General features: G+C 70.5%; 24 protein-coding genes. 12 read left to right on the plus strand and 12 right to left on the minus strand.

The window, feature by feature from the left end; translation table 11 throughout:
• Positions 1 to 23: 23 nt before the first annotated feature.
• The 4 genes from H284_RS0117135 to H284_RS0117150 form a co-directional block, all read right to left on the minus strand.
• On the minus strand, positions 24 to 839 hold the full coding sequence (locus H284_RS0117135; protein WP_020077193.1) for an ABC transporter ATP-binding protein: 816 nt from the start codon (positions 837 to 839) through the stop codon (positions 24 to 26).
• Between the two features lies 1 nt (position 840).
• Positions 841 to 1,854 (minus strand): iron chelate uptake ABC transporter family permease subunit, encoded by a 1,014-nt coding sequence (locus tag H284_RS0117140; protein ID WP_020077194.1) that lies wholly within the window; start codon positions 1,852 to 1,854, stop codon positions 841 to 843.
• 65 nt (positions 1,855 to 1,919) lie between these two features.
• The gene (locus H284_RS0117145; RefSeq protein ID WP_018191595.1) at positions 1,920 to 2,993 is read right to left on the minus strand and encodes a FecCD family ABC transporter permease; all 1,074 of its coding nucleotides are present in this window, start codon (positions 2,991 to 2,993) and stop codon (positions 1,920 to 1,922) included.
• 5 nt (positions 2,994 to 2,998) lie between these two features.
• The gene (locus H284_RS0117150; protein ID WP_020077195.1) at positions 2,999 to 4,054 is read right to left on the minus strand and encodes an iron-siderophore ABC transporter substrate-binding protein; all 1,056 of its coding nucleotides are present in this window, start codon (positions 4,052 to 4,054) and stop codon (positions 2,999 to 3,001) included.
• A gap of 442 nt (positions 4,055 to 4,496) precedes the next feature.
• On the opposite strand from H284_RS0117150, the gene hisS reads away from it, so the two are divergent.
• The 9 genes from hisS to H284_RS0117195 all read left to right on the plus strand — a co-directional run bounded on the left by hisS (position 4,497) and on the right by H284_RS0117195 (position 14,309).
• On the plus strand, positions 4,497 to 5,789 hold the full coding sequence (gene hisS / locus H284_RS0117155; protein ID WP_020077196.1) for a histidine--tRNA ligase: 1,293 nt from the start codon (positions 4,497 to 4,499) through the stop codon (positions 5,787 to 5,789).
• A gap of 66 nt (positions 5,790 to 5,855) precedes the next feature.
• Positions 5,856 to 7,136 carry a phosphopyruvate hydratase gene (eno, locus tag H284_RS0117160; protein WP_026307240.1) on the plus strand — a complete coding sequence of 427 codons (1,281 nt, stop codon included), beginning with the start codon at positions 5,856 to 5,858 and terminating at the stop codon, positions 7,134 to 7,136.
• Positions 7,137 to 7,290: 154 nt separating this feature from the next.
• Positions 7,291 to 7,878, plus strand: coding sequence for a hypothetical protein (locus tag H284_RS0117165; protein WP_020077197.1), 588 nt, complete (start codon positions 7,291 to 7,293; stop codon positions 7,876 to 7,878).
• Positions 7,875 to 8,120, plus strand: coding sequence for a hypothetical protein (locus tag H284_RS0117170; protein ID WP_020077198.1), 246 nt, complete (start codon positions 7,875 to 7,877; stop codon positions 8,118 to 8,120). Before H284_RS0117165 ends, H284_RS0117170 begins: the two co-directional genes overlap by 4 nt.
• Positions 8,121 to 8,229: 109 nt before the next feature.
• On the plus strand, positions 8,230 to 8,763 hold the full coding sequence (locus H284_RS0117175; RefSeq protein ID WP_018191589.1) for an FtsB family cell division protein: 534 nt from the start codon (positions 8,230 to 8,232) through the stop codon (positions 8,761 to 8,763).
• A 4-nt stretch (positions 8,764 to 8,767) separates the two neighbouring features.
• A complete protein-coding gene (locus tag H284_RS0117180; RefSeq protein WP_020077199.1) occupies positions 8,768 to 9,283 on the plus strand; it encodes a DUF501 domain-containing protein in 516 nt (171 codons plus the stop codon).
• A gap of 8 nt (positions 9,284 to 9,291) precedes the next feature.
• Positions 9,292 to 10,680 carry a S8 family serine peptidase gene (locus tag H284_RS0117185; protein ID WP_020077200.1) on the plus strand — a complete coding sequence of 463 codons (1,389 nt, stop codon included), beginning with the start codon at positions 9,292 to 9,294 and terminating at the stop codon, positions 10,678 to 10,680.
• A 40-nt stretch (positions 10,681 to 10,720) separates the two neighbouring features.
• Entirely contained in the window at positions 10,721 to 12,136 is a 1,416-nt protein-coding gene (locus tag H284_RS0117190) for an NAD(P)/FAD-dependent oxidoreductase (protein WP_018191586.1), read from the plus strand.
• A 235-nt stretch (positions 12,137 to 12,371) separates the two neighbouring features.
• Positions 12,372 to 14,309 (plus strand): hypothetical protein, encoded by a 1,938-nt coding sequence (locus H284_RS0117195; protein WP_020077201.1) that lies wholly within the window; start codon positions 12,372 to 12,374, stop codon positions 14,307 to 14,309.
• A 311-nt stretch (positions 14,310 to 14,620) separates the two neighbouring features.
• On the opposite strand, the gene H284_RS0117200 is transcribed toward H284_RS0117195, so the two are convergent.
• The 8 genes from H284_RS0117200 to H284_RS20385 form a co-directional block, all read right to left on the minus strand.
• Complete coding sequence (locus H284_RS0117200; protein ID WP_020077202.1) at positions 14,621 to 15,319, minus strand: hypothetical protein; 699 nt, start codon at positions 15,317 to 15,319, stop codon at positions 14,621 to 14,623.
• A gap of 244 nt (positions 15,320 to 15,563) precedes the next feature.
• Positions 15,564 to 16,403, minus strand: coding sequence for a phage major capsid protein (locus tag H284_RS0117205; protein ID WP_020077203.1), 840 nt, complete (start codon positions 16,401 to 16,403; stop codon positions 15,564 to 15,566).
• Between the two features lie 162 nt (positions 16,404 to 16,565).
• Positions 16,566 to 17,171 (minus strand): hypothetical protein, encoded by a 606-nt coding sequence (locus H284_RS0117210; RefSeq protein ID WP_020077204.1) that lies wholly within the window; start codon positions 17,169 to 17,171, stop codon positions 16,566 to 16,568.
• Entirely contained in the window at positions 17,168 to 18,178 is a 1,011-nt protein-coding gene (locus H284_RS0117215) for a helix-turn-helix domain-containing protein (RefSeq protein WP_020077205.1), read from the minus strand. Before H284_RS0117215 ends, H284_RS0117210 begins: the two co-directional genes overlap by 4 nt.
• A 2-nt stretch (positions 18,179 to 18,180) precedes the next feature.
• Complete coding sequence (locus H284_RS0117220) at positions 18,181 to 18,600, minus strand: hypothetical protein (RefSeq protein ID WP_020077206.1); 420 nt, start codon at positions 18,598 to 18,600, stop codon at positions 18,181 to 18,183.
• A complete protein-coding gene (locus H284_RS0117225; RefSeq protein WP_020077207.1) occupies positions 18,597 to 18,959 on the minus strand; it encodes a hypothetical protein in 363 nt (120 codons plus the stop codon). The genes H284_RS0117220 and H284_RS0117225 overlap by 4 nt, the downstream gene beginning before the upstream one ends.
• A 26-nt stretch (positions 18,960 to 18,985) precedes the next feature.
• A complete protein-coding gene (locus H284_RS0117230; RefSeq protein ID WP_020077208.1) occupies positions 18,986 to 19,351 on the minus strand; it encodes a hypothetical protein in 366 nt (121 codons plus the stop codon).
• A complete protein-coding gene (locus H284_RS20385; RefSeq protein WP_020077209.1) occupies positions 19,348 to 19,575 on the minus strand; it encodes a helix-turn-helix transcriptional regulator in 228 nt (75 codons plus the stop codon). Before H284_RS20385 ends, H284_RS0117230 begins: the two co-directional genes overlap by 4 nt.
• Before the next feature lie 63 nt (positions 19,576 to 19,638).
• On the opposite strand from H284_RS20385, the gene H284_RS0117240 reads away from it, so the two are divergent.
• From H284_RS0117240 to H284_RS0117250, 3 genes are read left to right on the plus strand one after another with little or no spacing between them, the layout of a single operon-like run.
• Positions 19,639 to 20,244 (plus strand): hypothetical protein, encoded by a 606-nt coding sequence (locus tag H284_RS0117240; RefSeq protein ID WP_029042992.1) that lies wholly within the window; start codon positions 19,639 to 19,641, stop codon positions 20,242 to 20,244.
• The gene (locus H284_RS0117245; RefSeq protein ID WP_020077211.1) at positions 20,237 to 21,328 is read left to right on the plus strand and encodes a site-specific integrase; all 1,092 of its coding nucleotides are present in this window, start codon (positions 20,237 to 20,239) and stop codon (positions 21,326 to 21,328) included. Before H284_RS0117240 ends, H284_RS0117245 begins: the two co-directional genes overlap by 8 nt.
• Complete coding sequence (locus H284_RS0117250) at positions 21,325 to 21,780, plus strand: hypothetical protein (protein ID WP_039731420.1); 456 nt, start codon at positions 21,325 to 21,327, stop codon at positions 21,778 to 21,780. Before H284_RS0117245 ends, H284_RS0117250 begins: the two co-directional genes overlap by 4 nt.
• Positions 21,781 to 21,882: the final 102 nt, after the last annotated feature.

Raw genomic sequence — 21,882 nt, forward strand, 5'->3', positions numbered from 1 at the left:
ACGCCGACACTAGCCGAGTGGGCCTACGCCGTGTGGTGCCGTCCGAGCGGTACGACGAGCGGCGTCCCGGTCACCGGGTCGTCGGCGATGACCGACTCGACGCCGAACACGTCGCGCACGAGCTCCGCCGTGACCACTGCGGCCGGGTCTCCCGCCGCCACGACCGACCCCGAGCGCATGGCGATGAGGTGTCCGGCGTACCGCGCGGCCAGGTTGAGGTCGTGCAGCACCATGACGACCGTCGTGCCACGGGCGGCGTTGAGGTCGAGCAGGAGGTCGAGCACATCCAGCTGGTGGCTGAGGTCGAGGAAGGTTGTCGGCTCGTCCAGCAGCAGGATGTCGGTGCGCTGGGCGAGCGCCATCGCGATCCACACGCGCTGCCGCTGACCGCCGGAGAGCTCGTCCACCGGACGGTCGGCGAGGTCCGTGATCCCGGTCGCCGTCATGGCCTCGGCCACCGCTTCGTCGTCCTCGGCCGTCCAGCGCCGGAACCAGCCCTGGTGCGGGTACCGGCCGCGCGAGACCAGGTCCGCGACGGTGATGCCGTCGGGCGCGGTCGGCGTCTGGGGCAGCAGTCCGAGGCGCTGCGCCACCTGTTTGGTCGGCAGCGAGTGGATGTCGGAGCCGTCGAGCAGGACGCTGCCGGCGGCCGGCGGGAGCAGCCGCGACAGCCCGCGCAGCAGGGTCGACTTGCCGCAGGCGTTCGGCCCGACGATGGCGGTCACGCGGCCGGCCGGGATGTCGAGGTCGAGTCCGTCGACCACCACCCGTCCCTCGTAGGCGAGCGACAGATCGCGGGCGGCCAGCTCCGGCACGGCGGAAGGGGTCTCGTATGTCATGTCAGCCTCCACGGCCGATGCGGTTGGTCCTGGCGAGCAGCCAGAGCAGGTAGGGGGCGCCGACGATCCCGGTGACCACGCCGACCGGCAGCACGACGCCGGGGAGCGCGAACTGGGCGACGATGTCCGAGACGACGAGGATGAGCGCGCCGAGCAGCGCCGACGGGACGAGCGCGAGCGACCCGCGGCCCAGCAGCCGCCGGGCGATCGGCGCGGCGAGGAACGCGACGAAGGAGACCGGACCGGCGACGGCGACGGCGAGCGCCGCGAGCGCGACGGCCACCGCGACCACCAGGAGGCGTGTGCGCTCCGGCCGCACACCGAGCCCGGCGGCGAGGTCGTCGCCGAGGGACAGGGCTCCGAGCGGACGGCCGATCAGCAGTGCGCAGGGCACCAGCAGCACCGTCCCGATGCCGAGCACCAGCAGCGAGGTGGGGTCGACGGAGTTGAGGCTCCCGGTGATCCACACCAGCGCCTGCTGCACGTCGGAGAGGTCGGCGCGGGTGAGCACGTACGAGACGATGCCCGCGCAGAAGGCCGCGATCCCGATCCCGACCAGCACGAAGCGGTAGCCGCTGACACCGCGGCGCCAGGCCAGCAGGTAGATGGCCGCGGCGGCGACGAGCGTCCCAGCGAGCACGATGCCGGAGAGCGCGAGACCCGTGAGCCCGAACCAGATCAGGGCGACGGAGCCGGTCGCGCTCGCCGCCGCGGTGATGCCGATGATGTCGGGGCTCGCGAGCGGGTTGCGGGCGACCGACTGGATGAGCGCACCGGAGAGCCCGAGGCACGCGCCGACCAGGGCGCCCGCGACCAGCCGCGGCAGCCGCAGCTCGAGGATGACGAACGACGTCAGCCGGTCGGCGCGGCCGACCAGTGCGGCCAGCACGTCCGCGGGCGAGACCGCCACAGCGCCGAGCGTCAGGGAGACGGCCGCGACGAGGAGGACGAGCACGGCGAGCACGATCGACACCCGGAGCGCGCGCGAACGGCCGTGGCGCCGGTCGGCGCGCACCGCATCCACTGTGCCGGCGGCCGACGTGCCCCCGGCCCGTGACGGCGGGGACACCGGTGCGGCGCTCACAGGCTGACCAGCCGTCGGCGCCGCACCAGCGCGATGAACACTGGCGCGCCCACGAACGCCAGCACGACGCCCACCTGCAGCTCACCGGGAGGGGCGACGACGCGGCCGAGGATGTCGCACGCGAGCAGCAGCGTCGGTGCGGCGACCGCCGAGTACGCCAGGATCCAGCGGTAGTCCGCCCCGACCACGCGCCGGGCGATGTGCGGGATGATCAGGCCGAGGAACGCGATGGGCCCGACCGCCGCGGTCGCCGAGCCGCAGAGCAGGACGATCGCCACCCCGCAGAGCACCCGCGTCACACCCACGCGCTGTCCGAGACCGCGGGCGACGTCGTCGCCGAGCGCGAGGCCGTTCAGCAGCCTCCCGAGCCCGAGCGCCAGGATCGCGCCGACGGTGAGCGTCGGGAGGATCTGCCACAGCACCCCGAACCCGCGGCCGGCGAGCGATCCCACCTGCCAGAAGCGCATGGCGTCGAGCGAGGCGCGGCTGGTCAGCTCCACCGCGGTGATCAGCGAACCCAGGGCGGCCGAGACGGCCGCTCCCGCGAGCGCCAGCTTGACCGGCGTCGCCCCTTCGCGCCCGAGCGAGGAGACGGCGTAGACGAGCACGGAGGCGAGCGCCGCGCCGGCGAACGCGAACCACAGGTACCCCGTCGGCGCGGTGATGCCCAGGAACGCGATGGCGACGACCACGGCGAGCGACGCGCCGAAGTTGACGCCGAGGATGCCGGGGTCGGCCAGCGGGTTGCGCGACAGCCCCTGCATGACCGTGCCGGCGAGCCCCAGGGCGAGCCCGGTGACCAGTCCCAGCAGAGTGCGGGGGAGGCGGCTGTCCACGACCACGAGGGAGTCCGGGTCGGAGCGCGAGTAGTGCAGCAGGGCGTGCACGACGTCGGCCGGGGCGATCGTGCGCGCGCCGACCATGAGGCTCAGCACCGAGACGACCACGAGCAGGACGGCCGCGACGGCGAAGCCCGCGAGCAGGCGGCGGCGCCGGGCGCGCGGGGACGACCCCGCGCGACCGGTACCCGCCCCGCCGGCGGCGGCGGGCGCGTCGACGCTCGCGGACATCCGCGCTACTTGACCTTGTCGGCGGCCTTGGCCAGCTGCGGCACGTAGCGGTCGAGCATCCACGGGATGCTGAGCACGCTGGGCGCGCTGGTCGCGGCGACGAACGACCGTCCGATGATGGGGGCGAAACGGCCCTCCTTGATCGTCGGCATCGCGGCGACGAGCGGGTCGGAGGTGAACGCATCCACCGCGGCCTGGTCTTCGAAGTACATCACCAGCAGGTCCGTGTCGATCTTCGACAGGTTCTCGTAGCTGAGCTGGTAGAAGAAGCTGCCGTCGCCCTTCGAGGAGTCGAGGGAGGCGATGCTCGGGGAGTTCTTGAGCCCGAGGTCGTTGAGCAGCTGCACGCGCGGGTCGTCGGCGCGGTAGACGTTGAGCTTGCCCGGCTCGTTGGCGGCGGCGTAGAAGAAGGTCTTGTCCTTGAGCACCGGGTACTTCCCGGCGAGCGCGGTCACCGAGTCCTCGGTCTTCGTGACGAGGGCGTCCGTCTCCTTCGTCATGCCGAGCGCCTTGCCGACGATCTCGGTCTGGTCGCGCCAGCTGGTGGACCACGGCTTCTCCGGGTAGGCGACGACCGGGGCGATCTTGCTGAGCGTGTCGTACTCCGCCTGCGTCAGCCCGGAGTACGGGGCGAGGATGACGTCCGGCTTGGCCGTCACGAAGTCCTCGAACGGCACCTCTCCGGTGTCGGCGGGGATGATCTTCGGCGTCTTCCCGCCGAGCTCCTTGATCCGGTCGGCGTCCCACGGCAGGATGCCGTCCGCGGTGCCGCCGTAGGCGAACGCCGGCATGGCGACCGGGACGATGCCGAGGGCCAGCACGATGTCCTGCGCACCCCATCCCCAGGTCGCGATGCGCTTCGGCTTCTCGTCGATCTTCGCCTCGCCGAGGGCGCTCTTCACCGTGACGGGGAAGGCGCCGGTACCGCTGTCCGAGCTGCTCTGCGCGGCGGATCCGCCAGCGCTGCAGCCGGTGAGCGCGAGGGCGGCGGAGGCCACGATCGCGGTGGCGATCACAGCGAGACGCGATCGGCGACGGGCGGCGCGGGGGACAGGCAGCATGGTTCTCCTCGGGAGGGATGGGGATGGGCGGCAGCCGACGACATGGTCGGCGCGATGTAAGGCAAGCCTAACCTAAGAGATCGCGGGCGACCAAGGCCCGTCCGTCGACTCGCGCGGTCGACCGGGGAGCGCACGTGACCGGCGGAGCGCAGAGATGGCCGGCAGCGCATCCGCCCGTTCAGGTCGCCATTCGGGTGAGGCGGCGCCTCGCGGCGGCGCACTCCTGGTCTCGGCGGACGCGTTGTCGGCCCGTGTCTGGCAGCGAGCAAGCGCCGTGGTCGGACGGATGCGACTCATGCCAGGTCCTGTATTGAGGACGCCACCGAGCCTCGCACAATGGCGGAGCCTCAGGGTGGCAACGCCTGGATTTTACGCCCGCGGGTGGATGCGCACCATACCCTCCGGCACCGGCCGCGGGCCGCCTTCATGGAAGAATCGACGCATGGCCTCACCGATCACCCCGCCCCGCGGCATGCGCGACTTCCTCCCCGCTGAGAAGGCCCGCCGCGAGCATGCGCTCGGGGTGATCCGCCGCAGCTTCGCCGCGCACGGGTTCGACGAGATCGAGACCCCGGTCGTCGAAGACATCGAGCGCCTGCACTCGGGACTCGGCGGTGACAACGAGAAGCTGTCGTTCAGCATCCTGAAACGCGGGCTCGACGGCGACGACCTCACCGCCGCCATCGATTCGGGCGACCTGCTGAGCCTCGCCGACCTCGGGCTCCGGTTCGATCTGACGGTTCCGCTCGCCCGCTTCTACGCCACCCACCGGGCCGAGCTCCCTCCGGTGTTCCGCAGCATCCAGATCGCGCCGGTGTGGCGGGCCGAGCGTCCGCAGAAGGGCCGCTACCGCCAGTTCGTGCAGTGCGACATCGACATCATCGGCGAAGCGACTCAGCTGGCCGAGGTGGAGCTGATCACCGCGACCGCTGCGGCGCTCGAAGCGCTGGGCCTCAGCGACTGCACGATCCGCATCAACGACCGGCGCATCCTGAACGGCCTGCTCGAGTACTGCGGCTTCGACGAGACGCGGTGGCCGCAGGTGCTCATCTCCATCGACAAGCTGGACAAGATCGGCGCGGAGGGCGTGGTCGCCGAGCTCGCCGAGGGCGGGGCGGACTCCGCGGCCGTGCTCGGCGGCATCCTCGCCGACCTGGAGCCGCACCTCGCCGACGGCGGCGTCGCACTCACCGTCGAGGCGATCACCGGCATCCTCCCCGAGGGGATGGACACCGACGCCGTCGCCGACCTGGAGGCGCTCGCGCACGCGCTCGACACGCTTCCGCCCGGCGTCGCCCTGCGGTTCGATCCGACGCTCGTGCGCGGTATGGGCTACTACACCGGCACCATCTTCGAGATCGCGCACCCCGGCTCCGGCAGCTCGGTCGGCGGCGGCGGGCGCTACGACGGGATGATCGGCCGTTTCCTCGGCACCGACGTGCCCGCCGCGGGCTTCTCCATCGGCTTCGAGCGGGTCGTCGACCTCATCGAGCTGCCCGAGGACGCCTCCGCGGAGTCCGTCGTGCTCGTCTACGATCCCGCCGTGCCGCTCGACCGCCTCGTCGCGATCAAATCGGAGCTGATCGCGCGCGGGCAGCGTGTCCGCCTCGACCGGCGGGCGAAGAACCTCAAGGCCGTGCTCGACCGCGCGGCCGCCGCCGGCTTCCGCTCGTTCGCGTTCGTCAACGCGGACACGGCGGATGCGGCCGCCCTCGAGGTCAAACCGCTGAACTGAGCGGCTCACCTCGCATCACTAGACTGACGTCGTAAAACCCACGAAAAACCACGCAAGGAGACAGTTGTGGCTGCAATCGAAGCTGTAGGCGCTCGCGAGATCTTGGACTCGCGCGGCAACCCGACCGTCGAGGTCGAGGTGCTCCTCGAGGACGGCACGGTCAGCCGTGCCGCGGTCCCGTCCGGCGCGTCCACCGGGGCGTTCGAGGCCTACGAGCTGCGAGACGGCGACAAGGAGCGCTACCAGGGCAAGGGCGTGCTCAAGGCCGTGGATGCGGTGCTCGACGAGCTCGGACCTGCGATCGAGGGCTTCGAGGCCTCCGAGCAGCGCCTGGTCGACGAGGCCCTCATCGACCTCGACGGCACCGACAACAAGAAGCGCGTCGGCGCCAACGCCATCCTCGGCGTCAGCCTCGCCGTCGCCAAGGCCGCGGCCGACTCGGCCGACCTGCCGCTGTTCCGCTACGTCGGCGGACCGAACGCCCACGTCCTGCCCGTCCCGATGATGAACATCATCAACGGCGGCGCACACGCGGACACCGGCGTCGACATCCAGGAGTTCATGGTCCTCCCGCTCGGCGCGGAGACCTACTCCGAGGGCCTCCGCTGGGGCGTCGAGACCTACCACTCGCTCAAGGCGCTGCTGAAGTCGAAGGGCCTCAACACCGGTCTCGGCGACGAGGGCGGCTTCGCCCCGGAGCTCGAGCACAACCGCGCGGCGCTCGACCTGATCTCCGAGGCCATCGAGAAGGCCGGCTTCACCGTCGGCCGCGACATCGCCCTCGGCCTCGACGTCGCCTCCACCGAGTTCTTCGAGAACGGCGTGTACCGCTTCGAGGGCCAGGAGCGCACCGCCGCCGAGATGAGCGCCTACTACCAGGAGCTAGCGGCGAACTACCCGCTCGTCTCCATCGAGGACCCGCTGGCGGAGGACGACTGGGAGGGCTGGGCGCACCTCACCGCCGAGCTCGGCACCAAGCTGCAGCTCGTCGGCGACGACCTGTTCGTCACCAACCCGAAGCGCCTCGCCGAGGGCATCACCAAGCACGCGGCCAACAGCATCCTCGTCAAGGTCAACCAGATCGGCACCCTGACCGAGACGCTCGACGCCGTGTCGCTCGCGCAGCGCAGCGGCATGACCGCGGTGCTCTCGCACCGCTCCGGCGAGACCGAGGACACCACGATCGCCGACCTCGCCGTCGCCACCAACGCCGGCCAGATCAAGACCGGCGCCCCGGCCCGCTCCGAGCGCGTCGCGAAGTACAACCAGCTGCTCCGCATCGAGGAGGAGCTGGGCGACGCCGCCGTCTACGCCGGCCGCAGCGCCTTCCCGCGCTTCACCGCGTAACCGCACCCGCGCGGACGGCCCCCGGGGTTCCCCCGGGGGCCGTCCGCGTCTTCGGCTGCGTGAGGTGCACGTAGTTGCGCCTCCGCACGGCGTGTCGCGCGCAACTACGTGCACCTCGAGGCCGCGGGAGGGCGCCCGACGGTAGGGTGCTGGGGTGCGGATCGACGAGGACGGGGACGCGGGGGAGGTCGAGGCGCCCATCGGGGCGCCCCTCCGCTGGTACGAGGCCGTCCTCCCCGCCGCGCTCTTGGCGCTGGGCGCTGTCGCGGCGGTGCTCATCGTAGCGCCGCGCGAGACGCTCGGATACGCGGTGTACCTCCTCGTCGCGTCCGTCGTCGCCCTCGCCGCTGCCGTCAGCCTGGGGATCTGCGCGTGGTGCGCCTACGCGACGCTAGAGCCCCTGTGGGTCCGCAGGTACCGGGTGGCTGCCGAGGCCGCGTTGGCGGCCTTGGCGTTCCTCGTGCTCCTCGGCCCGTTCCCGATCTTCCTCTGGGCTGTCGTCGGATACCGCGCGGCCGCGCCTGACCTTCCGTGGGTCGCCCGGATCGCTGTGCGCGCGTCGCACCCTCCATGGCGCCGCGGCGCCGTCTGGTTCGGGGTGTTCGCGGTCGTGCTCACGGTCGCCAGGCCGCTCGCGCAAGCTCTCGGGTCGCCGCTCCTGTTCGTACCCGTGCTCGTCGCCGGCGCGGGTCTCGCTCTGGCGGCCGGCTTCGCGTACCGCCTCGGCCGGAGCGCCGCATGACCACGGAGTCGGAGGTCGTCCCGCTCGTCCTTTTCCTCGCGCTCGCGGCGCTGTTCGCCCTCCTCGGGCTATTCCTCCTGCTGCGTCCCGACCGGAGCGCCGAGTTCTTCGCCGACGAGGATGCGCACCGCCGCTTCCGCGCACGCGACGCGCGGGCGCTCGGCCTGGTCTTCCTCGTCGGCGGCGGGGCGCTGGTCGCGCTCGGCGCCGTGCGTCTCGTGGGCATCCTGGCCGCCGGCTGAGCGCATCCCGACACCCCGTGCCGCCACGGGTCGAAGGGACGTCATCGCCTACGATGGGAGGGGGCCGCCCGGTCCCGATCCGCCACCAGCATCCCGTACCGGAGGGCCCATGCCGAAGCCGCGCACGCAACGCGTCCCGGTGCGCATGTCGCGCCCGACCGGCACCGGCCGCTGGCTGCGCCAGCTGCACTTCTCGGCGTTCTCGCTCGTGATGATGGGCGTCCTCGTGCTCGCGGTGCTCATCCTGGCGCCGACCGTCCAGGCGTTCCTGTCGCAGCGGCAGCAGATCGCCGACCAGCAGCACGCGGTCGACCAGCTCGCCGCTCAGGTCGACACCCTCAAGGACCAGCGCGCGCGCTGGAACGACCCCAGCTACCTGCGCGCCCAGGCCCGCGACCGGCTGTACTACGTCATGCCCGGCGAGGTCAGCTACCTCGTCATCGACGACCGTCCGCCGGCGGCGAAGCAGGATACGACCCCCGTCAGCTCCAAGCTGGTGAAGACGCAGACCGACTGGGTCGGCTCGCTGTTCGGCTCCTTCATGGGCGCCGGACTGACGCAGGCGACCCCGCAGCAGCTGAGCGGAACCCCGGCCCCCGACCCGACGGCCCCCGCCACCGGGTCGCCCACCCCGAAGAAGTAACGCCATGACCAGACCCCCGTTCGACCCCGTGACCGACGAGGACATCGCCGTCGTCTCCGAGCAGCTGGGCCGTCCCGCCCGCAATGTCGTCGGCATCGCCGCGCGCTGCGTGTGCGGCCGCCCGACGGTGGTCTCCACAGCGCCCCGCCTGGACGACGGGACACCGTTCCCGACGTTCTACTATCTGACGCATCCCGCCGCGACCGCGGCCATGTCGGCGCTCGAGGCGACCCAGGTCATGGCCGAGTACAACGACCTCCTCGCGGAGGACGACGACGTCGCGACCGCCTACCGCGCGGCGCACGAGCAGTACCTGGCCGACCGCGAGTCCATCGCCGTGGTGGAGGAGATCGCCGGCATCTCGGCGGGCGGCATGCCCTCCCGCGTGAAGTGCCTGCACGCCCTCGCCGCACACGCCCTCGCCGCCGGCCCGGGAGTCAACCCGATCGGCGACCTGGCGCTCGCCCGCGGCGACTGGTCGCCCGCGGTATGCGAGTGCCGCATCGACGTCGCCGGCTAGGACGCCTGGTGGGCGACCGGATGCGGCGGTCGGCCGCACGTCAGCCCCGAGTCGCCGCAGGCGGCCCGGCGGCCTCGGTCCGCCCGCGCGGCGCTCGCGCCCGGCCGGCCCGCACACACCCGGCCCGCCGCCTCGCCTCCGTCGCCGCCGCGGCCGCGATCGCCATCGCATCCACCCTCGTCCCCGCCACGGCCGCCCGCGCCGACCAGGTGCGCGACCTGGAGTACTGGCTGAACGACTACGGCTTCGCCCAGGCCTGGAACACGACACGTGGCGCTGGAGTGAAGGTCGCCGTCATCGACACCGGCGTCGACGGCTCCGTTCCCGACCTCGCCGGCGCGGTCGTCGGCGGTACGGATGTCTCCGGGGTCGGCGCCGCCTCCGGCCAGAAGCCGCTCGGCGACGCGGAGAGCGCCAACCACGGCACCTGGGTCGCCTCCCTGCTGGCCGGCCGGGGGACCGGGCCGGACAGCGGCGTGCTGGGCGCGGCGCCGGACGCCACCATCCTCAGTGCGTCCGTCGCTTTGGGCAAGGCGATGGGACCGGTCGGCAGCGACGAGCAGATCGCCGAGGCCGTCCGCTGGGCGGTGGACAACGGCGCGTCGGTGATCAACATGTCGCTGACCCGCAACACGCTCGACTGGCCGACCAGCTGGGATGAGGCGTTCCAGTACGCCTTCTCGCACGACGTGGTCATCGTGGCCGCCGCGGGCAACCGGGGGAGCGGCACCAGCGAGGTCGGGGCGCCGGCGACCATCCCGGGCGTACTCACCGTCGCCGGGGTCGACCGGGCGGGCAAGGCCAGCTTCGACGCGTCCGCCCAGGGCATCACGATCGGCGTCTCGGCGCCGAGCGAGCAGCTCGTCGGCGCGAACCCGGGAGGAGGATACGTGCAGTGGGCGGGCACCAGCGGCGCCGCGCCGCTCGTGTCGGGGGCCGTCGCGCTCGTGCGCGCCGCGCATCCCGAGCTGAAGGCCCCGGATGTGATCGAGCGGATCATTCGCACAGCGAAACCCGCGGGCGGCACCGTGCCGAGCCCGATCTACGGCTACGGACTGCTGGATGCGGCGGCCGCGGTCACGGCCTCCGTCCCGCATGTCACCGCGAACCCGATGGGCGATCTGGGCGACTGGATCCGCATCCACCGACGGGCGGAATCGCCCTCGACGCCTGCGCCGTCGACCCCCGCTCCGGGCGGCGATCCGCAGGCCGCGCCCGTCCCGGCCAAACTGACCCCCGAGCGCGCGCTACCATGGAATCGGTTCTTCTGGCCGCAATGGAGCGTCCTCACCGCATTCTGGCTGCCGTTCGGTCTGATTGCCGGCTTTCTCGCTCTCGTCGCCCTCGGCGGCGTCGGCGTCTGGTCGCATTTCAGGCGGATGCGCAGCAAGGAGTAATGTAAGGCCCAAACTTATCGGTTAGAGGAGACGCTTCACTGTGCCCAAAATCCTGATCGTCGGCGGCGGATACGCCGGCTTCTACACCGCGTGGAAGCTCGAGAAACAGCTCCGCCCGGGCGAGGCCGAGGTCACCATGGTCGACCCGCTGCCGTACATGACGTACCAGCCGTTCCTCCCGGAGGTCGCCGCGGGTTCGATCGAGCCGCGTCACGCGGTCGTCGCGCACCGCCGCCACCTCAAGACCACGAACATCATCACGGCGAAGGTCACGTACGTCGACCACGCACGCAAGGTGGCGACCATCCAGCCGCCCGTCGGCGAGGCGTACGAGTTCGAGTACGACATCGTCGTGGTCACGGCGGGTGCCGTCTCGCGCACGTTCCCGATCCCGGGTGTCGCGGACCAGGCGGTCGGCCTCAAGAACATCGAGGAGGCCGTGTACATCCGCGACCAGCTCCTCACCAACTTCGACAAGGCCGCCGGGATGCCGGCCGGCCCGGAGCGCGACCGCCTCCTCACCGTCGTGGTCGTCGGCGGTGGCTTCGCCGGCATCGAGATCTTCGCCGAGCTGCGCTCCTTCGCCAGCACGCTGCTGAAGCGCTACCCGGAGCTGTCGTTCGAGGACACGCACTTCCACCTGATCGAGGCCATGGGCCGGATCATGCCGGAGGTGTCGCTCAAGACCAGCCACTGGGTGATCAAGAACCTGGCGGAGCGCGGGGCGCAGATCCACCTGGAGACGCAGCTCACCAGCGCGGTGGACGGCGTCATCCAGCTGTCGACCGGCGAGAGCTTCGAGACCGACCTCATCGTCTGGACCGCCGGTGTCATGGCGAACCCGACGATCGTGCGTCACACCGACCTCCCGATCGAGGAGCGCGGCCGCCTCCGCGTCCGTGCCGACCTCCGCGTCGGCACCGACGAGGAGATCGTCGAGGACGCCTGGGGCGCCGGCGATGTCTCGGCCGTCCCCGACCTGACCGGTGCGGGCGTCGGCGGCTACTGCGTGCCGAACGCCCAGCACGCGGTGCGCCAGGGCAAGCTGCTCGCGAAGAACATCGTGGCGTCGCTGCGCGGCGAGCTGCCGCGCCAGTACTACCACAAGAGCCTCGGCGCGGTCGCGGGTCTCGGCGTCGGCGTCGGCGTGCTCCAGTCCGGCAAGATCGCCATGAAGGGCGTCATCGGCTGGCTCGCGCACCGCGGCTACCACGGCCTGGCCATGCCGTCGTGGGAGCGCAAGTGGCGCGTCATCTGGGGCTGGTGGAACAACTTCTGGCTCGGACGCGACATCGTCTCCCTCGAGGCCGTGCAGCACCCGCGCGCCGGTTTCGAGGAGTTCGCCGCCCGCCCGAAGCCGGCCGTCGAGGCCGCTCCGGAGGAGCCGGCGAAGAAGGCTCCGGCCCGCAAGAAGCCCGCTGCCGAGAAGCAGCCGGCGGAGGTCACCGCGAAGTAGTTCGCGGAGCGAACGCCGCACGAAGGCCCGGTCCCCTCAGGGACCGGGCCTTCGGCGTTTGGTCGAGGAGTCCGGCGTCGCCGCGCAGGAGCTGTATTTCGGGTCGAGGCGGCGGATGTCACGGTTGTGCTTGCAGTGCCGCATCGCGCGGTCACGGGGCGAGCGAGGCGGTGGCGTGATGACAGGACGGATCCGACGTGGAGACCGGGAGGCGGGTCGCCGGTGGCCGGCCGCTGTGGCTTCGGCGGCCGCCGTCGCCGTCCTCACCCTCGTGCTCGCAGCCGCGACCGCCAGCCCGACCGTCGCCTCGGTCACTGCCGAGGGCGAGCTCGCGGACGGAGGCAACCGCGACGGCCACTACTGCGATGGATGCGCCCCGCCGATGGACTACGTCGGCGGCCCGGTCATGGACACCTCCGGTGACACGGGCATCGTGATCACGCCGGTGTTCTGGGCGCCCGATGGCTTTGCGTTCCCTCCGGGCTATGTGGACGGCATCCTGCTCTACCTGCACGACGTCGCCGTGGACAGCGGCGGCGACGCCAACGTCTATTCCCTGGCGACCGAGTACCCGGGCGACGCGGATGGCGAGACGGCTCCGCTCGACTATCGGCTTACCGACGCAGCGCCTGTCTACGACCCGACCGCCTTCCCGGGGGCGGGATGCACGCCCGACGACGACATCAGCAGCGTCTGTCTGACCGACGATGAGCTACGCACCGAGCTCGCTCGGCTGGTCGCCACCGGGCAGGTGGCGACCGGTATGGACCGCTTCACGCCGGTCTTCCTCCCGCCAGGTGTGGAGGCGCAGGATCGCGACGGGACAACCTCCGCATCGACGTTCTGCGGCTACCACCGCATGTTCGGGGAGGGCGAGCGGGCTGTGGTGTACAGCAACGAACCCTTCGAGGCGGTCAACTGCGACGCAGGCCAGGCCCCGAACGGCAGTCTCGCTCTCGACGGTTCGATCAGCACCCTCAGCCACGAACTGGCGGAGGCCATGACGGATCCCGACACGGAGAATCCGGCGTGGCTGGACGATACCGGACACGAGATCGGCGACCTGTGCGCCGAGGACTTCGGGACGGCGCTCGGGTCGACCGACCCGTCCGATCCGTATGGCACCCTCTACAACCAGCTGATCAACGGCCACCCGTATTACACCCAGACAGAGTTCAGCAACGGCTCCTTCGATGCGTACGGCGCCGGTTTCGGCTGCGCGCAGAGCCTGACGCAGGCCACGACGGATCCGTCCGAGGCTCCGGACGATGTCGCCGAGATCTTCACTGACGTCACACCGAACAGCCTGGACGACACGGACGCTGCGACTCTCGAACTGAGCATCGTCGACCGGGCAGGCGAGCCGGTCGTCGGAGACCGGATCACGCTGAGCACCTACGTGGTCCGCGGCGACGGCACCTGCGGGACCTTCGCCGCGACGACGGCGACCACCGACGGCAACGGTCGCGCCACCGCCACCTACACGGGCTCGGGCGATCCGGTCGTGTGCGCGCTCGTGGCGTTGGAGGCGAAGGGCGGGTATTCGGCGATCAGCCGGGTCTACCAGGGATCCACCGCAGCGACCGCGCCGAACGCCGACACCGACTTCCCGGCGGCCCTGGAGGCCGGCGGCGATGCCCGCTACGTCACCGCCACCTTCACCAACCCCGCGTCCGACCGGATCGACGGGGCACGCGTCGAGCTCGACGTCTTCCCGGCGGAGGGCAGCCGTACGCCAGTGGATGCGTCCCAGCTGCACGTCGACTACTCGCTCTCGGGAGAGGCCGGCCCGTTCCATCCCGTCGAGTTGACCGGCTCCACGGCGGAGGACGACGTGATCCGCGGTTACGTCGAGCCGGATGGCGGTCTGTCGATCGCCCCGCACAGCACCGATCAGGTGTTGTTCCGTGTGCAGCTCGCCCCCGGCGTTCCCACCTCGGCGCCGGGGCCGCAGCTGTCGGCCGAGCTGTTCCTGGATGCGGTCAACGCGGCGACGGGATCGGGCACCACCATCGCCGACAGCTATGCGAGCGACCTCCGCATCGTGCCGGCGACACCGTGGCTGCTGCGGCCGCGGGTGCTCGCGGCGTTCGGGGCCGCGGCGGTCATCGTGGCGCTGGCGTTGATCCCTTGGGCGATCGTGTCCGGCCGTCGCCGGAGGAGCGCGAGCTGACCTCGGCGACCGGCCCGCCATCGCGATGCATCCGCGCCGACCGAGTACCCCCAGTGGGACTCGAACCCAATTTCGGACGCGGCGCGCAGGCGGCTTGCGGCCCAAATCCGCGAATTCTCGCGGTTTTTTATGCACGGTGGATGCGGTTCGATTAGCCGATTCGTGGGCGATTGTGGGCAAAATGTGGGCAGGGATCGACGTAGCTGCAGCCGGGGAGAACGAGCATCTTCGCGGCGCCGCGAAAATGATCCCGACGGGAACACGCGACGGGTCCGTACCGCCCGCTCGCGTCGGGCGCCGTCGGTCGGCCGTCAGTGGGTGGCGGCCTCGTCGTTGGGGTGGTCGTCGGCGGTGAGGCGGGCGACCATGTCATCGACCGTGCCGGTACGGGGGAGCTCACGGTCTCGGAGTTCGGCGGCGAGCTGGTCGCGGGTCCAGGTGCCGTACCCGGTGCCGCCGGCGGCCGTTCCGGCGCTGGGCGTGGTGCGGAACCTATCTCGGAGGTCGTCGGCGGCGGACACGGCGTCCTGCCGGGCTGTGAGCGCCGCAGAGACCGCCGCCACGGCCTCGGGCCGCCACCGGTCGATCACGCGTTGCTGACCCGCGAGGTAGTGCTCCGTGGCCGTGTGCAGGGCCGCCAGGTGGGAGCGGATGCCGTCCTCGGTCGGCGGCCGGGGGACGACCGACTCGATGTGATCGCCTGCGATCGTCGCGGCGGGCTTGAACCCGCCGAGGTAGACCCGGTTCGGTCGGTACTGCAACAGCGTCGAGTCGCCGGTGAACGGCACGCGGATGCGCGCGACGACGGTCCCGCGCTGCTCGTCGACGGCGACCGTCACGGCGTCCCAGGCGACCGCGGCGGTGGTGTCCGGGAAGCTGCCGGTGATCTGCTCCGCGGTCGCCTCGAGCGCGTTCTGGGTCGGCAGCTCCGCGATCCGGACGAGCGCCTCGGCGCGGAGACGCTCGAGCAGGTCCGCGAGCGGGCCGCCAGCGAACAGGCGTTGGGTCATCGTCGGCCTCCTGACCGGTGCGATCGTGCGGTGGCGTCCACTTTCCCCAGACCCGTACACACCGCGAGCAGCAGAACGCGAAGCGGTCTAGGAGGTCTGGGGTGGGGGGAGGGTGGAGGCCTCCCTGCCTGGTGGTGGTGGGTGGTGACCCGCCCTGTGGTGGACGATCCCTGGGCGGGTCACCGGGTGGGGAGCGGGATCTGAGGTCGCTCCCCGGTCTGTGGTGTGCGCCGTGGTGGCGCGGCTACTTGGTGGTGGCCTGGATCTTGACGAGGGCTTCGGCGTGGGGGAAGCCGTATCCGATGCGGAGGACGGCGCGGATCGCAGTCTGGTCGAACTCGAAGTAGCGGGAACGGTCGACGTCGATCGTGACGTCTTGGCGGAGCACGGTGAAGGTCCGAGCCTTCGGGATGCCCCATGCGGTGCCAGGGGTCATGTACTGGCACACGTGCAGCGGTACGCCGAGCACGTCGCGCTGGATGCCGTTGGCGGCGCCGGTGCCGAACAGGGGCAGGTTCGAGCCCTGGCCCTGCTTCAGCTTCGCCAGTGCCTTCGCTGTGGCCGGGTCGGTGACCCATGCGTCGACGGTCGAGCCGGCCGACTCCGCGGCTGCCAGCGCGTCGACGAAGGCGTCAGTGCCGGCCGCGGGGTCGGCGGTGATGACCTGGACGCCCTGTACCGCCGTGAGTCCGCGCGGCTGGGGTGATCCAGCGCTGGGCACGGGACCAAAGAACGCGGCGTCGACCTTCCGGCCGATATCGCGGGCGAGGCCTTCGCCGATCAGGGCATGTGCTTCGGGGTGGGTGTCGTTCGCGAGTTCGTTGGAGATGACCGACAGGCCGGCGACCTTGGCCGGTGTGACGATCTCCTGGTCCGCGGCCTGCTCCGAGAGCGGGATCTCCTCGTTCTCGTTCAGCCACGCAGCCGACGGGTCGTCGGTGATGACCGGGATTCGGTAGTCGTTGCCTTCCGTCTCAACGTTTGTGGTGAGCTGGATAGCGAGGGACGCGGCCTGCAGTGGCTCGATGATGAGCGGGCCGGCCTCGTGGGTGTTGAAGATGGACAGGGTGGGCGAGTTAGGCATGGTGCCTCCGAGGCGTGTCGAATTGGTGTTCGATGACGCTCCGGCACCTGTCCGTGAGCGGTGCCCCGCGGGGGCTCCGTGCTCTCCAGCGTCCGCACCCGGCGCGACAATCTGGAGGCGTTGCCAGTCTACCAGGGCGGCAGCGGTCGCGGGCGGTCGTGTTCACCGGTTCCCGCCGTCCCGAATCAGCGACGACCACGACGACCCCCGGCTCGACCGAGTCGGCGTGCTCATCCGGTCCAGTGCCTCCTTGACGGGGTCGTGCGGCGCGGGACGGGGCACCTGGTCGAACAGGCGCGGGCGGGCGGCGTGGAGCTCCTGGAGTGCTGTCTGGACCTTCGTCGTGTCGATGGTGCCCTCGTCCGTGGTGAAGTCCTCGATGCGATGGCCGGCGATGTCGAACAGGTCTTCCGGCACCGCGAGTCGCCACAGGTTCCCGCCTACCTCGACCGGCGGCGTCGCTGCGGTGTTGAGCGCTTGCGCCTGTAGTCTCGCGACCGTCGCGCGGGCCGACTCCAGTTCGGCCTGCGTCTCGCGCAGCTCGCGCCGGCGGCGGGCCGCTTCGCTGCTCGGGGTCCGGTCTGCGGCGTCGTCCGCGCTCCCGTCGTCGGCGGTCTCGTCGGCGGTCGTGTCGTCGCCGTCGGCGGGGTCGGCGGGGTCGTCGTGGGCGTCGTGGGCGTCGTCGGGCGGTGCGATGGTGTCCTCCGCGGCCGCCGAGGCGTCGGGGCCGGGCGGCGTGGTGTCCGGGTCGCTGGATGGTCTGGTCATGATGTGCTGCTTTCGTCAGTGGTCTGGGGGTCGGCGGGATCGATTCCCGCCCTCGGTCCGGCGCGGGCCACTTCAGCTTCCTCGGTCGCACAACGGCCGCAGCCGACGCGGGGATGCCCGGCATGGCGAAGGCACTCCGCGCCCTGGTTGTTGAACCGGTCCCGCCAGTCCGCCGAGGGCCCCCCGTCGCCCTGGTCGCCAGCTGCGGGGCTGTCCGGCGCGGGCAGTTCCTCGGCGTCCGTCCAGCGCTCGTCCTTGAGCCACCCGGCCGGGAACTTCAAGAACCGGGGATCGGTGCCGCGGTTCCGGCGGGCGTATCGGCGTGCGCCGTCGATCAACGTGGCGGCGTCGGTCGTCTTCCGCGCGACCCGGTACGCCGTGAGGCCGGGCGCGCGGCCCTGCTTCCGGGGAAATGCCTTGTAGAACTCGGCGTACTCGTCCTCGACCGAACGGCGCGCCGCTGTGGTGCGCTCCTCGGCGGTTGTGTCGCCGTCGTCCGTCTCCGGGCCGGTGCGGGCGATGGTGTCCGTCTGGGTGACATCATCGGCGGTCGAATTGGTCGATCGCGTATCTGAATATTCTTCTGAATATTCTTCTGAATGTTCTTCCTTAGTGTAGGCGTCCCCCAGACGTGTAGCTCCGTACTGTGTGACGTGTAGCTCCGTACTGTCAGCAACGTAGCTGGGAGCTACGTTGCTCCCAGCTACGTTGCTGTGTGACGTGTAGCCCTCCAGTTTGCGCGCGTCGATGACGATCAGATCGGTCGTGCGATAGCCGTGCTTCGGCGTCCGCCGGGACCGGCTGATCAGCCCGTCCGCCTCGAACGTCGCGAGAGTGCGGCCGACCGTCGCGACCGACACGCCGGCATGGTCCGCGAGAGTCTGCTGGCTGGGGAACAGCTCGCCCGTGCCGTCGTCGGCGCGCATTGCGACGACGAGCAGGACGGCCTTCTGTGGCCCGCGCACGGCGGTCACCCGCATGGCGAGTTCGGCCAGCTGGAATCCCACGCTCAGCGGCCCTCCTCGTCGTCGGCAACGACCCGTGCGAAGTCGGGCTGCCTTCTGGCAACGCGGGAGTGCTCGTCCATCAAGCCCGGTCGGACCCGGGGGAAGATGCTCCAGTGGCGCCACGGCGCTCGCGCGTCGGTCAGGTCTACGACGACCGGTGTCCCGTCGTCGTACCGGTAGAGAGACTCCGCAGCGGCGGAGGTGATCGTCCGCACGCCACCGTTCCACTGGATGCCGTCGATCTGCTCGGTCAGCGCCGCCGTCAGCTGCTCGCGGGCGTTCGCCATCAGGTGGAACACCCGGTCGTCGTCGTCCAGCCCGGGATCGCCGCCGGCGAGCAGGTCGACGGCGTACTCGATCGTGTCATCGACCACGAGCACGGTGTGCTTCAGCGTGTCCAGCGCGCTCCACGGCTTCGTCACGATCGCACCTCCGCCGGCTCGGCGCTCAACGCGGCCGCGGTCTCCGACGCATCCCGGCGGACCTCCCCAGTGAGCGCGACCAACGCCGCCCCGAGCTCCTCGGCCTGCTCCACGCTGAAGAACACTCCGTCGTCGTACAGGCCCAGGTAGATGGTGGGCGCCTCGCGAACGACGCGTCCTAGATCGACGTGCACGTCCATCAGGGCGTACAGCACCGCGGGCAGCTCTTGGCCGCATGGGATCTCCACCTGCGGGCCGTGGAAGGTGATGCGGGCGTCCTCGCGCTCGTGCGTGGCCGCCCAGGACGGCGCGCGCAGCGCGGCGACGGGGGTTTCGGTGGTCAGCGTATGATTGCTCACGATCGTTTTCCTTCGTAGGTTTTCGGTCATTGCCCCGGCCTGGCCGCCGGGGCATCTTTCTGTTCGGGGGAGCATGCGACCCAGACGGCCGCGGTCGCCCCGTGCCGGGTCGGGACGCGTCGCCCGGTCGCCCGGACCCTGCCCTCGACCTGCAGCGCCTTCCGCCGCGTGCGGAGCGACTGCGCGGTCACGTTCGGCAACGACGGATGCAGGAACCGTTGCGCCTCGTAGTGGTCCACGATCTGCTCATCACTCAGCCCGGTCGGGTGATTCATTAGCACAGCGAGGATGCCCGCCTGCACCCGCGCGACCCGATCCTCGGTCTGCAACTCAGCCGCATCCCACGACGGCTCCGGGTCGCGGTCGCGCACCTTCCCGCGGAACTCGGTCACGACGCTGCGGCCGTGCTGGTCCGCTCGCGGGAGTCGAGGAAGCTGTCGATCGCGGACTCGCGGTATACGACCTTCTTCGGTGTGACCTTGATGAATGGAGGGCCGTCGCCACGGAATCGCATCTGCGCGAGCAGTGCGCGCGTCATGCCCGGAATCAACTCGCACACCTGCTCCGGCGAGAGGTAGACCTCTCGCTTTCCGGCGGTTTGGGTCTGTTCAGTCATCGTGCGTCCTTTCAGGATGTGGCCATGATTTGCGCAGCATGGCCAGCATGATCCTAGGCGCCGATGGCCACGATCCGCAAGGTGTGGCCGCATACACTTGCTTTCATGTACTTTGAATTCGGCGGCGAACGATTCGACCGCAAGAAATACGACTTGATTTCGCCAGGGTTGGCGGTGGCCAGACGAGCAAGCGCGGAGGTAGATGTGGGGAAGGGGTCGGGCTTGAGGGTGCTCGGAGACGCTGAGTGGGATGATCGCCAGCTCAAGTACAAGCTGACCTCGGTGACCTTCACCGCGCAGTCCGGAGTTGGGGCTGGTGATCTTCGCTTGGTCTCGCCGTCACAGCTCTTGTTGCTGATCACCGCGCAATCGGTCTCAATGGTTGTCGGCGAGCCGTCTGGTGAACAAAAGCTGGCCCTTGCTACCGACGTATTCGCAAATATGCCCCGCACCGACGTTGCGGCCTTGAGGGCGAATGGTCCAACCGAGCAGGCGCTGCTCTGGGTGGGGCTCGTGTACTCGTATACCAGGGCGATGGGCGCATCCCCCAACAAGGCGGTGGTGGACGTTCTGTCGTTGCCTCAGCGCACTGCGACACGATGGATCGCAGCGGCCAAGGAGCAGGGGTTCATCGAGCGACCACGGGATGCGACGCCATCTAATGGGTAGCGTCACCGCCTACGACACGGCCGCCGGCCGCCGCTACCGGGTCCGCTATCGCACGCCCGACCATCGGCAGACCGACAAGCGCGGCTTCACGAGCAAACGCGAGGCGGAGCTGTTCCTGGCGTCCGTCGAGGTCAGCAAGGCGACCGGTGAGTTCATCGAGGCGGCAGCAGCCAGGGTGACGGTCGGCGAACGCGCGCCGGCGTGGCTCCGAGGACGCGAGACGGCATTGAAGCCCAGCGCGTACCGGCCGTTGGAGATCACCTGGCGGCTGCACGTCGCTCCAAGGTGGGAGGCCGTGCGCCTCGCTGACATCTCGCATTCGGACGTGCAGCAGTGGGTCGCGGAGCTCTCCCAGGAGCGCAGCGCGAGCGTGGTGCTGCGCGCGTACGGAATCCTCGCGGGCGTCCTCGACGTGGCCATGAAGGATCGCCGCATCCCGCGGAACGTTGCCCGCGGGGTCGTCCTGCCGAGGAAGACCAAGAAAGCGCACGTCTACCTCACGCACGAGCAGGTCGGGGCGCTGGCGAGCGAGGCTGGCCAGTACGCGACTCTCGTGCGCGTGCTCGCGTACACGGGCATTCGCTGGGGCGAGGCCTCCGGTCTGAGGGTGAAGCACCTGGACCTGCTGCGTCGCCGCCTACAGGTCGACGAGAACGCCGTGAAGGTCGGCTCTGAGGTCATCGTCGGCACACCGAAGTCGCACCGCGTCCGCTCGGTGCCGTTCCCGCAGTTCCTCGCCACGGACCTCGCCCGCCAATGCGAGGGCAAGACGCGCGAGCAGCTCGTATTCGGCGACGGTCACAACCACATCATCACGCCGTCGTGGGCGGACGGCTGGTTCGTCTACGCCAAGGCGCGATCGGGCGTCCCCGCCGAACTCACCATCCACGACCTGCGGCACACCGCTGCGTCGCTCGCGATCGCCGCGGGGGCCAACGTGAAGGCAGTCCAACGGATGCTCGGCCACGCCTCAGCGGCCATGACGCTCGACGTGTACGGTCACCTATTCGACGACGACCTCGATGCCGTGTCGGCCGCGCTCGATCACGCGGTGCGCGCTGCGGCGGCTCGAGTGGCGACGTGATCCTCCCCGCCGCCTTTCACCTCTCGCTCTCAGCAATGGCGCAGGCCATCGAGGGCGACTCCGACACGCTGGATGTGCGCCTCGGTACCTTCGCGTTCTGGGCCGTCGCACTCGATGAGCGGCTGGCCAAGGTGAACGGTGACGCCTACAGCACTCCCCGCGACATCGACCCCGCGGGCCGCTTGCTGCTGCCTCTTCGGTTCGCACGCAACGCCCTGGCCCACGGAAGCATCGTCATGGCCCGGCCGGCGGGCTTCACGGTGCCCTTCGCGCTGCCGCTGGTGATCCCGCCTGATACGTGGAGACCGCTCTCCGAACTCGTGCGCGAGTGGCCTGACCGGCGTCACCCCGGCGGCCCTGCTGAGGTCGCCTACGGGGATCTCCTCAGCGGCAGACCGGTGGGCAATCTGATGCCGCTTCTACGCGATTGGTTCGTTCGGCAGGCGTTCTGATGACGTCGAACGCTCTTCGATTGTGGGCAAAATGTGGGCAAACGGCCCACGGGCCGCCCTGGTCGATGTCGTAGATCCCAGTGTTTTCAAGGCGAAACGGGT

This window comes from Cryocola sp. 340MFSha3.1, assembly GCF_000383315.1.
In the GTDB taxonomy this organism is placed as follows: domain Bacteria; phylum Actinomycetota; class Actinomycetes; order Actinomycetales; family Microbacteriaceae; genus Leifsonia.